The sequence below is a fragment of the Calditrichota bacterium genome, from assembly GCA_013152715.1.
GTDB lineage: Bacteria > Zhuqueibacterota > Zhuqueibacteria > Thermofontimicrobiales > Thermofontimicrobiaceae > 4484-87.
Genome location: JAADFU010000120.1, coordinates 16,924 through 27,975, shown reverse-complemented (window position 1 = coordinate 27,975; position 11,052 = coordinate 16,924). Strand labels below are relative to the sequence as shown.

Annotated in this window: 9 protein-coding genes; 2 read left to right on the top strand and 7 right to left on the bottom strand. The window is 45.1% G+C overall.

Annotation, left to right across the window (positions count from 1 at the left end; all coding sequences use genetic code 11):
* Nucleotides 1–351 (top strand): nucleotidyltransferase domain-containing protein (locus tag GXO74_09780; GenBank protein NOZ61956.1); only part of this gene is annotated, 351 nt, incomplete at its 5' end.
* Complete coding sequence (locus tag GXO74_09775) at nucleotides 308–700, top strand: HEPN domain-containing protein (GenBank protein ID NOZ61955.1); 393 nt, start codon at nucleotides 308–310, stop codon at nucleotides 698–700. The genes GXO74_09780 and GXO74_09775, both read left to right, overlap by 44 nt.
* 115 nt (nucleotides 701–815) lie before the next feature.
* On the opposite strand, the gene GXO74_09770 is transcribed toward GXO74_09775, so the two are convergent.
* From GXO74_09770 to GXO74_09740, 7 genes are all read right to left on the bottom strand, one after another.
* Nucleotides 816–2,720, bottom strand: coding sequence for a T9SS type A sorting domain-containing protein (locus GXO74_09770; protein ID NOZ61954.1), 1,905 nt, complete (start codon nucleotides 2,718–2,720; stop codon nucleotides 816–818).
* Between the two features lie 202 nt (nucleotides 2,721–2,922).
* Entirely contained in the window at nucleotides 2,923–3,234 is a 312-nt protein-coding gene (locus GXO74_09765) for a Smr/MutS family protein (GenBank protein NOZ61953.1), read from the bottom strand.
* 18 nt (nucleotides 3,235–3,252) lie between these two features.
* The gene (locus GXO74_09760) at nucleotides 3,253–5,655 is read right to left on the bottom strand and encodes an SMC family ATPase (protein ID NOZ61952.1); all 2,403 of its coding nucleotides are present in this window, start codon (nucleotides 5,653–5,655) and stop codon (nucleotides 3,253–3,255) included.
* 57 nt (nucleotides 5,656–5,712) lie between these two features.
* Entirely contained in the window at nucleotides 5,713–6,390 is a 678-nt protein-coding gene (locus GXO74_09755; GenBank protein ID NOZ61951.1) for a class I SAM-dependent methyltransferase, read from the bottom strand.
* 108 nt (nucleotides 6,391–6,498) lie between these two features.
* Nucleotides 6,499–7,086, bottom strand: coding sequence for a hypothetical protein (locus GXO74_09750; protein NOZ61950.1), 588 nt, complete (start codon nucleotides 7,084–7,086; stop codon nucleotides 6,499–6,501).
* 154 nt (nucleotides 7,087–7,240) lie between these two features.
* Nucleotides 7,241–7,609, bottom strand: coding sequence for an SH3 domain-containing protein (locus GXO74_09745; GenBank protein NOZ61949.1), 369 nt, complete (start codon nucleotides 7,607–7,609; stop codon nucleotides 7,241–7,243).
* A complete protein-coding gene (locus tag GXO74_09740; GenBank protein NOZ61948.1) occupies nucleotides 7,563–10,856 on the bottom strand; it encodes an SH3 domain-containing protein in 3,294 nt (1,097 codons plus the stop codon). Before GXO74_09740 ends, GXO74_09745 begins: the two co-directional genes overlap by 47 nt.
* Nucleotides 10,857–11,052 lie beyond the last annotated feature (196 nt).

Here is an 11,052-nt window from a genome sequence, read left to right as displayed (position 1 = left end):
TTACAAGAAATATTAAAAAGGTTAAAAGCTATTAAGCCTGTTAAAATTATTTTATTTGGCTCCGTTGCGCAAAAAATCGAGTCGAAAGACAGCGATATTGATTTGTTGGTAGTCCTCGATTCCGACAAAATCGCTCAAACGTATGAAGAAAAATTGAAAAATAAAATGTTTGTCAGAAAAGCGATCTTTGACTTAAGCAAAAAAATCCCCATTGACTTGATTGTTTACACCAAAGCGGAATTTGAAATTTTGGCTAAAACCGATAGTTCATTCATAAATGAAATAAACAACAACGGCAAAATAATTTATGAAAAAGCAGACTTCGAACTGGCTGAAAACGGCGCGAGATGACATTGCCGTAGCAAAAGAAATTCTTGACCGCGTCGATTTGACAAATATGACAGCTTTTCATTCTCAGCAAGCCATCGAAAAATCTTTCAAAGCGATTCTTGAAGAGAAAGAATCTCATGTTCCGAGAATTCACAATTTGATTACATTGAAAGGATCAATTGAAAAATATGTTCAGCTCGATATTAATGAAGAAATTTTGACACAGATTAATGAAACTTATGTTGATTCAAGATATCCCAGCGATTTGGGATTACTTCCATCAGGAAAACCGGATATTCAATTGGCGCAGCAATTTTATGAAATTGGAGAAAATATTATTCAACAGATTGAAAAATACCTATCTGAATGAAGCGACAAAGAAGAGATGTGGCACAAGCAAAATATTATCCCAAATCTTCCAAAACAAAAAAGCCCTCTCCGCCATCATCACGGAAAGGGCTTTTTAGTTAAAAAATTTAATAAATTTATCTCACATACATCACCTTCTGGCTCTGGCTGAAATTGCCGGCTTCCATGCGGCAGATGTAAATTCCCGAACTGATTTGTACATTTGCCATGTTCCGAGCGTCCCAAACCAGTTGATGCGTACCTGCTTGCACCATTTCGTCCACAAGTGTCGCGACTTCTTTGCCTAATAAGTTGTAGATTTTAATCGTCACATGCGATTCACGAGGCGCCTGATAGACAAACGTCGTTTTCGGATTGAACGGATTGGGATAGTTAGGCAACAGAGCAAAATCTTTAGGCCTGGACTGATCTTGCGCGAGACTCACATCGCTCAAAGGATTGGGTGCGAGATACAGATTGATGTCTGTCGTCTGCGAATTTGGATAGACAGTTTGTAATTTTTGCGTGAAAGCGATGGGCTCGTCCATGCTGTATTTTCCATCGCCATTGGCATCCATAAAAGCGCCCAGAATATATTTTCCTGAGGCGACTGGTGAAAACTGGTACGCGCCGGCATCACTGAGCGTTTGTTTCATAAATGGAGTTTTTGAAATTCCCAAAGAAAATAACTGCACTGACCCATGCGTACCCTCCGGCGCAAAAATGGTACCGCTAATCACGCTATTTGCGGAATCTTCGAGAGTAAAATCAACATTATCCACGGTATCGCCCGGCGGCACAAAAATAAAATCATCGAGATAAAATCCGAGGGGGCCGTTGAGCACTTCATCAATACTGGTTGGCAAACCAGCGCCACTGGTATTTATCAAACCAGCGACAGTATAGTAGCCAGGGGCGACGCCGGCAATGACGTAAGGATACGGTCCATCGCCTAAGCGAAAAGCAAAACCCGGCACCAGTGGCGTCGCTGAAAGTCCCAGACCGGCGACAACGATCAAACCCTGTTCTGTTCCGGTATAGGTTACTTTTCCTGAAATGATTCCTGTTCCCCGATCCACCAGCGTTAATTCCACGCCCGAGACTTCTTCGCCGAAAGCAACGCTGATTGTGTCAAAATATGATTCGGAAAATGGTTCTCCCAAATCAAATCCGCCGCTGCTGTCCGCGTCAACGTAAGCAAAAAGATGGTACGTTCCCGGCGCCAGATGCGGAATCGCAAATTCTCCGGTCTGCGCATCCGCTACGACATCTTTTAACGGCGTCAGCGACAAGCCGACCGCAGCGACATGAATATCCCCTGTCTGCAAGCCGTTGTACACTGCAACTCCGGAAATTGAGCCAGTGTGCATATCCGCGTCGAAAAGCGTAATATCGACATTTTCTTTAATTTCGCCCTCATCAATAGCTATTTTCTGCTCCGCCATTCCAACCGGCTCATCCAGTTCCGGCGTGCCGTTTCCATTAACGTCGAGAAAAGCAACGACCAGATATTCGCCGCCGAACAAACCATCCAATGAATAAACGTTGTCTCCGCCCCAGGTGAAGTTAGCCGATGTGAACGGAGTTTTTGACATACCTAACGCATAAACGTGCACCTCGCCGGTAAAAGCGCCGGTATAATGCACCTGCCCGCGAATTGCACCAGAGCCCTGCGGCAATTCGCTAACGGCAAAATCCACGTCCGTTACCGATGATGAATTTTCCACCGTCACAGCTCCCGGATATAATCCGACCGGCTCGTCAAATCCGGGGAAACCATCCATGTTCACATCCATGAAGGCGGCGACGAAATACGTGCCATCGGTTAAATTTTCAAATGAAAACGCGCCCGGCGCCATCAGCGTGTCTATTTTCAGCGGCGCATTCAAATCCGGCGGAATCGCCAGAGTCGCGACTACAATCGGGCCTGCCTGATCTCCGGTGTACGCAATCGTACCCTGAATCGCTCCATTTTGACTAAAAAGCGCCAAAGGTAAAATCATCAGGGCAACCATCGCCAAAGCGAAAATTTTCCTATTCATAGCCATCCTCCTCAAAAATTAATTGCCATTGCTTTATTGTCTCTAAACTTAACACAAAATTTTCCATTTTGCAACACTTTTTTTATTTTGCTAATAGTTTGTCGTTGGGAGCGTAATGAATAGCTCAAGCTTTGAATAAAAAAAAATGACCTTTAATTCAAAAAAATTAATAAACGACCATGCCAAACTCGCTACCGCAAACTCAAAACTCCACAATCGTCGCTCCCCAACCGCCAAATTCCGGCGGCGCATCGCGAAACGAAACGACGGCGGGATGTTCTTTTAAGACCTGATGCACTGTCCACTTCATTTTACTGCGGCCTTTACCGTGAATAATTCTCACTTGAGATAATTGTAATTCCACCGCCTGATTCAAAAACTCCGCCACCATCTCTTCCGCTTGCTCCGGGAAAAAACCGTGCAAATCCAGCACGTCTGTTACGTAAATGTATTCGGGAAACTCCTCGTCTTCGCTTTCGTCGTTTTGCGTGGAATCGCGTTCGTCATCTTTCAATTTTTTTGCCTTTAATTTTCAGACCACAATTGCCTCGCTCTCCAGCGCTGACTTTTCTTTAACAAAAATGACCACCGGCAGAGAATCTTTGATATTTTCCACATGCGTAATGATAAAAATTTGCCGGAATTGCGTCGCCAACTGCTGCAGCGCCGTCATGATGAGCTCGCGGCGATGCTCGTCTTGGGACGCGAAAATTTCATCGAGCACGATGAAATTAATCTGCGACCTACCAGAGCGTTCAGCAACAACCTGACTGATGGCGATACGCAAACATAAATTTGCCAGATCCTGCTCGCCGCCGGAAAATCGCGCCAGCGGGAATTTTTCCGCTTGGTCATAGAGGAAAATGTTGTAGTTTTCATCCAACTCAAGTATGGAATATCTGCCATGAGTTGTCAAATGCAACAGTTCGGAAGCCCTCGCCGCAATTATTGGCCGAATTCTTCCGGAAAGCTCCTGTCTGAATATTCCAAAATGATAATCCAACGCCTCCAGATATGTAATTTCCTGCTGCATTTGAGCTATTTGCTTGCGTATTTGCTTATTTCTTTCAATATCCGCCGTCAAATGTTCCAAATCTTTGATGATAGAAAGTCGGCGCTGTTCCTGTTGGTGGATGTTTTCCTTTATTTCATCGAGCGCTTTCTGCTTTTCAGTCAACGCTTTTTTCGTACGATCAAATAATTCCGCATCATACTCCAGCGCTTCCAACCGTTTAGTCTCTTGTTTTATTTCCGTCGCGTATTGCGCCAACGCCATTTGCACCCGATCTAATTCTTCGCGGACTTGCGCCAGCCGCTTGATTTTTTCCTCGTGCCGCAGCAACCGATCTCTGATCTGATAAAGTTCTTTGTATTGTTTCTTGATTTGCGCATGAATTTTTTCATCGTATTCCACTTTGCCCAGTTTGGAGATGCGTTCCTTTGCTTCCCGCAATTGCTCACGGAAATTTCTCAATTCCCTTTCGGATTCATCCCGTTGCTTTTGTCTCTGTCGGTATTGTTCATGGCTTTGCAGCAACAAATCTCGTTCCTGATTCGCTTTCTTGAGCTGGAGTTCTACCTCCTGAGTTTTACTCACAATCTCTTTTTCTGACTTTTCCAATTCAAGATATCGCACCCGCAAATCCTGAAGCTCGGAATTAAATTGGCGCAGGACTTTTTCATAGTGATCTTTCAGCGGACGCGTGCACACAGGACACGGGCTCTCCGCGCCTAATTCTTCGATTTTATCCTTTCGTTTCCGCGTATCTTTTCCCTTGGTCGCAATCGACGTCAATTGCCCCTGGTTGTCGAGCCGATTCTGCTGAAGTTTCGCCTGCTCGCTTTGCAATTCAGCGATTTGTTCGTCAATTTTTCCCAATTGCTTTTGAATTTCCTCGGCGCCTTCCAGTTCCTCCGTGAGTCGCGTGAGCCGCACACGTTCGCGAGTCACCTGCGTTTCCATTCTTTTTATTTCTTCCTGATATGCCCGAAGCGCCGAAAAACGGCTGGCCTCTTTGTCCAACTTGTCTTTTCTTCTTTGAACCTTTTCAAACTCCTTCAACTTATTCTTTTGTTCTTCGTACTCCTTCTTCGCTTCGAGAATCTGATCGATTTCTTTCTCCGATTGTTTCTGGCGCTTTTCAAATTCCAGACTGATATTTTTCTTGTTTTCAATTTGGGCGCTCAATTGCAAAAACTGTTCTCGTTTTTGGGATTGGACTTCAAATTCAGACTTGACATCATCTAATTCCTTTTGCAGAGAAATCAGCGATTTTTTCCGTTGATCGAGATCGGAGGAGGCTTCTTTCAAAGCCATTTTAAGCTCTTTTTTCTTCGCCTTCAGTTCTTCCTCATCCGCCAAATGGGCTTCAATCCCGTTTTTCTTTTCGGCTTTGATATTTTTGTCCGCCCGAACATCCTTTCGCGCCTGCTCAATGGCGTCAATGTTTATCAAGCGGGCGATGCTTTTTTTGCGTTCCTCAGGACGAAACATGGACAGCGCCGCCAAATCTTTCTGCCGGGCGAAAACAGAAATGAAAAACGACCGATAATCCAGATTGAGCAATTTTTCCACCATCTCGTTAACGCCGCGCTCCTGAACCGCAATGGGCTCTTTCAAATCGCCGCGATAAATAGCTGCTTCGATGATCGCTGTTTTTCCGCGCAGTTCGCGCTCGATGCGGTAATTTTCTCCCTGAAGTTCAAACTCCAACGACACGGCAGTAACGTCGCTCGTCTGACAAAATTGCGAACGAATGTCCTGCTTATCCGTACGCCGAATGCGATTTCCGTAGAGACACCAACCAATGGATTCTACAATCGTTGTCTTCCCGGAACCGTTACTGCCGAGAATACCGATGATATTTTCCGGCAATTCCAGATCCAGCGAGCGAAATCGGCGGTAATTTTTCAGTGTCAGTCGTTTGATGATCATTTATTTCTCAAATTTCAATTTTGAAAATCGTATTTTTAAATCAAGCTCAAAGCAACTCTATTCTTCTTTCATCCCATAATAAACCAAAAAATCCAGCAGCGTGGTTCTGATTTTCCAGTCTTTCATTTCTGTTTTCAGCAGCACAGCGACAATCTCCCGCAGAGAATAGCTCGAACGAAATTGCCCTCTCCAATATTTTCGAATCTCATTGCTCATTGTCGTAGCAGCGAACCAAATACCGATTTTTCCGAGCAATTGCAAATCGCTCCGATAATCCTGAATGGCAAACTTGCCCTTTTTTTTCACCGTTCGCCAGATTTGATTTAACAAAAAAATCGGGTCTTCTGAACAATGAAGAAATTGATATGAAATAACGGCGTCAAAAGAATCGGATTTGAGGTCAGTCAACTGATGCAACGTCAGATGCCGGAAACGGACATTCCCCACGCCGGCGCTACGCTGATTTTCCTGCGCGACACGAACCATTTCCTCGTCCTCGTCCACAGCAAGCAGATCAATCTCCGGCATTCTGCGCGCCAATTCGAGACTCAACTGTCCGCTGCGACAGCCAATGTGCAGGGCGTGTGCCCGGTACGGAATGTCCAATTCCCGGATCAAAAATGTCACGAAATCTTTGTGATCGCGCTTCAAATGCTGTTCGGCGAACAGATTAAATTGCAGGGCGGAAATTTTTTCCGCGACATGTTGGCTGTTCGGTTGATTTTTTTTCCCCATGCGACGTTCTTTCGAAATCCAGGCATTATCTCAAAAAGATAACCGATGCTCTGTCATCTTTTTGAGCTTGAAAGTCAGAATCTAAATTCGGCGATACAAACAATGCACTTAGCCTTCTTTCTTATTTTCGCCTTTCTGGGCCGGAGGCGTCTTTTTCAGGCGAGTTTGTGACTTGCGCGCTTTTGGCTTTTCTGCAGGTTTTTCCTCTTTTATTTTTCCAACCTTTTCTTTAGTTTTTTTCTCCGGTGTTCTTCCCGTTTTTTTCTCGGTTTCTGAGATTACTTCTGCGCTGCCCTTCTTTTTCGTGCGCAAAATCATCACAATGCCAACGACGACAGCGAGCAATCCCAGTGCAAATAAAACGATGGAAACTATCTGAAAAGTCTTCAGTTGCGACTGGACAGAAAGAACTTCGGACTGTTTTTCGCCGAGGGCTTTGATTTCCTCATCCAATTCTTGCTGTTTTTTCACAAGCGCCGCGCGTTTCGCTTCCAAATCCTTTAGCGTTATCTCCAACTGCTCTTTCAATGCTAATTGTTTTGCCATCGCGCTATCAACAGCAGGAGCGACATTTGTTTCTTCGGTCGGTTTCGTTGGTTTTGGGATTAACACTTCTTCTTTTTTTTCACAAGACAATAAAAAAAGTACCATTAAACCGAGCAAACTCGCAAAGATAAAAATGTTGCTTCTCTTCATTTCAACCTCCCGCATTAAGATATTCTAAAGCACTAATTTTTACTTTTGAAATCTATTTTTTTCACGGTCAACGGCGCATTCAAACGGCAAAACATTTTTTTACTGTAAGACGCACACGGTAAGCCATTTGCGCCAGATATAATTCAATTCGAATCTATTCAAAAACCATCGCTTTTAAAATATAGCCGCGCAATTTCGTCTCTTTGATTTCGACCTGATAATACTGACCGTAAGAGCCGAGAACGATGAGATCCGTCGCCGGTTCGAGTTTTTGTAGCACTCCGTAACCCGGTCCGGGGCCAGACCGGAGTTTCGCCACATCAAGCGTAAAAACTGTCTTCTTTTTTTTGCTTTTAAAGCTGTCCATGGGCGCCCAGCCATACACGCCGTCTGACAACTGAATTTTGTAAAACTCTCCCTTTTTTTCAAATGGTTTGTAAGTTTTTCCTTTTAGCACTCTGCCGACAATAGTTGAATTATAATCCGGTTTTTTGTAGGCATTGCCCATAATCTGGGCGGTCATTTTCTTTAATTCCAGCGGTTTTGTTTCGGCAGAATAAACCCAGCCAACGCTGCCTGGTTTTAACCTCGACCTGACGCCATTTATTAACTTCATTGAGCCACTTCGCCTGTGTTCCTTTTTTCACATAGCCTATCAACTCATAATCTTTTCCGGGTCCCATTCTCAGTTCCGTCCGCTCGCGAATGAGTTGTGTGCCTTTGACGTCTTCTTTCACAAAACCCGCGTAAATCCAGCCAACATCATCGGTGCGGTAGGAAATTTTGTACCAATTTGAATTTTTATTCAACGCCAAAAAACGTTCTTCGCGTTTCACCCTGCCTTTCAAAATGCTGCCTGCGGTCGGTTTCTGATACACATTGGCGTCGGAGGTGACAATGACGTAAGGAAATTCCTGCAAATCAACTAATTTCTTGTGAATCCAGCTTTTGTCTCCTCGCGGCATTTTCACGAACAACCAATCTCCCTCATCGTCAGTGGGTTTCAACTTTGTGCCTTCTTTGAGCACCGCTATTTTTTTCGATTGAATGTCAGGCAAGCGTCTCACGTTGACTTCCGGCTGATTGACGTAAACGTCGGGGTATTTCAACGCGGCAACATCGCGCAAATTTATCCAGCCGGTTTGTCCGCCGACCACAATGCGAAACCACTCATTTCGCTGATCGATGGGTCGGAAAGTCAGCGCCCGTCTCACGCGCGTTACTAATCCGGATTGCGTATTCGGAGCAACGTAAACTTCCGCATCTTTCACCGTAATAATTCGCGAGTGATATTTGTTCAAAATATCCGCATTGGGAACCCATCCCCGATCAAGATTTCCCAGCAATTCCACTTCCGTCCACTGGCGGAATTTGCCGACAATTTTCAAATAAGTATTTTGCGGCAAATTTCTTTTCGCCGGATAATTTTTCGAAGGTCCTTTGTACAATTTGGAATTTACTCGGGTTATGGCTCTTCCGTACGCCGGAATCGACGTAAATTCGGGCAACAGCCCCGGCGCAACGCGCTGCACGTCAACTAAATCCTCACGAATCCAGCCGCGTTTGCTGTTTTTGTATTGGACATAATACCACTTTCCTCTTTTCTCCATACGAGTGAACACATCCCCCGCTCTTGCCTGGTCAATAATTTTATAATTTGTTCCCGGGCCATAACGGATATTGGCATTTTTTTGCGCGTACAAATATTTCGTCTCTGCCAGGCCAAAAGCCACCTGATGCACCCAGCCGTAAACGCCATCCTGTGTCATCACTTCCCACCATTCTCCGGAAGGAGCGATTTTTGTCAGCAGAGTTTGCGGCGGCAAAGTCATAATAATTGAAGCGGACGTATCCGGTTGCGTTCTGAAATTTACGGCAATCTTCGTTTGCTCCTTTGAGCCGTATGAGCTATTCTCCGCCTTTGTAGTGCTCAGTTTCCAGTAACTATTATTGCCAGCGCCAGTTGTTGGAGCTGAAGCGGAGACGGGAGCGGTCGCTGGCGTTTCTGTATTTTGCGTCAGGACCGGCGGAGAAAGAGTCACCGCCAGCGTTGAAATCCGGGCGCTTCCTTTGTAGCGCGGATAGGGCGAAAATGCATACGAAACCAGCTTTTTGTAAACCCAGCCTGTTCTTTTATCGTCAAGACGGACATGTACCCAATCTTTTTTTTCTCCGATTTTCCTCAAACGCGATTGAGGCGGCAAATTTGCAATAATCGCGTAATCAGTCGAAGGCCCCTTACGAATATTAGCCCTTTCATTCGTCCTAAATTCATTGCCTGACAGGCTCAATAAATCCTCCTGGATGTAACCGACTTTTCCTTCAGTCTCGTTATCGGGAATCAGACGAATTTTGTACCAATCTTTTGTTTTCCCCAGATAATAAACGAACGTTCCATACAGAATTCTCTCGATGCGTTCGTACTGAGTTCCCGGCCCTTTGCGAACATTGCAATCTCTATTAGCGAACAGGAGGCTGTCAAGCGGCACAAAAAGTCCGTTTTTTATCCAGCCGATATCTCCTTCGTCAAATCTGACTCTGGTCCAGCCGTTCCTTTCCTCCAACCGCACAAGTGGCATTCCTTTGGAAGCTCGTTTGATAAGCTGATATCTTGTGCTCGGGCCAAAACGGATATTGCAGTCTAATTTTGTCAGTAAAAGCGTTATATCATAATCAACCAATGGCTCCCAAATCCATCCGATGCGTCCGTCGGCCAATTTGATTTTTATCCAATCATTCTCCTGACCAAGTTTCAACAAAAGTTTCCCTTTTTTGACGCGCGTCAGTTTGGCCTGCTTCGTTCCGGGCTTTTCGCGAATATTGGAATCTTGATTAGTAATTAGATAAACCGGCTTTTCTTCAATAAATTCTTCGCCGGAAGAAGAAACAGTGGTCGCGACGGCGCTTTTGTGTATCCAGCCTGTTCTGCCATCGCTGGTCTTTACTTCGATCCAATCGCCCTTCTGCGTCAATTTTGTCAGTTGCATGCCCACTTCCAGCGTATCAACGACGCCGTAGCCCTCGTTTGAGCCGCGACGCAAAACAGCGCGATCTTTCACCCGGATTGTGCGTTCTCTTACCACATCTACCGCTGATTCGTGAACATAGCCGATTTGTCCCCCGGGAAGTCGAATCTGATAAAAAGCTCCCACTTTCCCCAATTGAACGAGTTCAGCGCCTTCACTGATATTCAGCAAGATGCCTGATTTCCTGTCAGCGTCCCGATAGGCATAAGTGGCTTTGATGGTGACGACATTGCGAAAAGATACTTTTTCGGCGTCCTTTTTGGAAATCCAACCGTTGCGTCCCTTAATCAACTCGACGTAGAACCAATTTCCGCGCTCACCGTCGCATAGCAATTCTTTGCCCTTTTTGATAATGGCGAACGCGCTGTATTCTTCGCCCGGTCCGCGGCGAACTTTTGCATTTTCTTTAAGTACAACCACTTTTTCCCGACCTATTTTTCGCGCCACTCCCTGGAAAATCCACCCGCGGCGACCGTCGGGAAGCTCCACGCGATGCCAATCATTTTCAGACTCCAACAAAAAAAGCTGCGTCCCTGCTTTCACGGTGGCGATCTCTTTGTATTTTGCGCCGGGGCCAGAGCGAACAACCGTCGCTGTTTGTACCACCAAACGATTCGGTTGAGAGATGAATTCCGGCGAGCAATAAACGAATAATGTTAACGTCATCAAACCCAAAAAGAGGGAAAATCGCCTGACGAAATCGCTCTGGCCGAAACCTTCATTACTTTGATATTGTCGTTTCAATTGTAAACCTCCCCGTTTGTTCACATGACAATTTAGAGCCGCAAAACATTTCCGATTATGGGGTGATTTTTGATTTGCCCTAGTTATTTCGCGTTGCGCGTCACAGATAATAAGAAATTTGCGCTGGCGAAACCACCAACTCTGAACCACAACGACTTAAGATAACTATTTTTTGATTAGATGTCAAGCCCTATTT

Coding starts and splice junctions, on each gene's coding strand:
- GXO74_09775 (NOZ61955.1), top strand. CDS start 308: ATGAAAAAGCAGACTTCGAACTGGCTGAAAACGGCGCGAGATGACATT.
- GXO74_09770 (NOZ61954.1), bottom strand. CDS start 2,720: ATGAATAGGAAAATTTTCGCTTTGGCGATGGTTGCCCTGATGATTTTA.
- GXO74_09760 (NOZ61952.1), bottom strand. CDS start 5,655: ATGATCATCAAACGACTGACACTGAAAAATTACCGCCGATTTCGCTCG.
- GXO74_09755 (NOZ61951.1), bottom strand. CDS start 6,390: ATGGGGAAAAAAAATCAACCGAACAGCCAACATGTCGCGGAAAAAATT.
- GXO74_09750 (NOZ61950.1), bottom strand. CDS start 7,086: ATGAAGAGAAGCAACATTTTTATCTTTGCGAGTTTGCTCGGTTTAATG.
- GXO74_09745 (NOZ61949.1), bottom strand. CDS start 7,609: ATGACCGCCCAGATTATGGGCAATGCCTACAAAAAACCGGATTATAAT.